At 39.3% G+C, this 1,368-nt stretch carries 1 pseudogene; it reads right to left on the reverse strand.

Features of this window, described 5'->3' with window-relative positions:
• Positions 1-789: 789 nt before the first annotated feature.
• A pseudogene (locus D3222_RS24585) lies at positions 790-1,368 on the reverse strand (glycine dehydrogenase (aminomethyl-transferring)); the annotation flags it as partial.

Genomic DNA, 1,368 nt, shown 5'->3' on the forward strand with positions numbered 1-1,368 from the left:
TTCGGCACGGCGATATTCACCACCGGGACATTACCCTGATGTTGGACCTGCGTTTGGCTATTATCCGGCGTGATGCCGGCGGCGATAGCCGGATGAAGGGGATAAACGGCGGTAAGGTAAATTAAAAGATAACTCGTGGCCCTGACCAACGGGGTGCTGCGCTTATCCATCGTACTCTCTCTTTTCTTAAGTTAATCGGGCTTCGGTGATGAAACGGTAATCTTTCCATAGAAAATATTGATAATTTGATAGTGATATAAGCAAACTATTCTAATGTGTGATTAATTTATTGTCTGAATATGTAGTACGAAATGTGATCTGGATTCGGTTTTTTAATCCCGATAATGGGGAATCGGTTATATTAAATGTTGGGAAATCGCGGTAAGGCTGGAGATATTAAATGGTGACGGGGTATAAGGAAAAAAATCAATCTCGTACTACTCGCCGTGTTTGCCTGTCTCAACATGAAGAGATATCCATAGGAAAACTTAATTCATGAGGTTTACAAATATACAATAATAATAAATTATAATATTAATAATAGTTTTAATTTGTTATTAATTAAATATCATTACCCATAAAAACTTATTTAAATAAATACCAATAAAAACATACTATTAAATAAGAATGGCAATAATAAAAGACACTATTAGATTAGAAATAACATGTAAAATCCGGGAGAGAAAGGCACTAAATATACAAAATAAATTTATATTTAAATCGGTTTCACCAATAAATATAAAATATCAACACCAGTTATTATACCGGTGTTGACTATTATATTGGTAATTATTGATAATCACTGACAGGTGCACAAGAGCAATGCAGATGACGATCACCGTAAACATCATCGAGGCGTTTAACCGCGGGCCAATATTTATTGGCTTTGGTTTCTAAGGTTGGAAAAACTGCGGTTTCACGGCTGTAACTATGGCTCCAGTCAGAAGCCAGTTCAGCTTGTACGTGAGGCGCATTGACCAATGGATTATCTTCCAATGACCATTCACCTTGCGCCACTTTGCCAATTTCAGCACGGATTGCCAGCATAGCATCCACAAAGCGATCAATTTCCACTTTGCTTTCTGATTCCGTAGGTTCCACCATCAACGTACCGGCAACCGGGAACGACATGGTTGGCGCATGGAAGCCATAGTCAATCAAGCGCTTGGCAATATCCATCTCGCTGATACCAAACGCTTCTTTCAACGGTCGAATATCCAAAATACACTCATGCGCCACATAACCGTTATGGCCCGTATACAACACGTCATAATCATTCTTTAGGCGGGCAGCAATATAGTTAGCATTCAAAATCGCCGTCTGACTTGCCTGTTTCAGTCCCTGCGAGCCCATCATACGGATATACAT

It is taken from the genome of Photorhabdus sp. CRCIA-P01 (assembly GCF_003545805.1).
GTDB lineage: Bacteria > Pseudomonadota > Gammaproteobacteria > Enterobacterales > Enterobacteriaceae > Photorhabdus > Photorhabdus antumapuensis.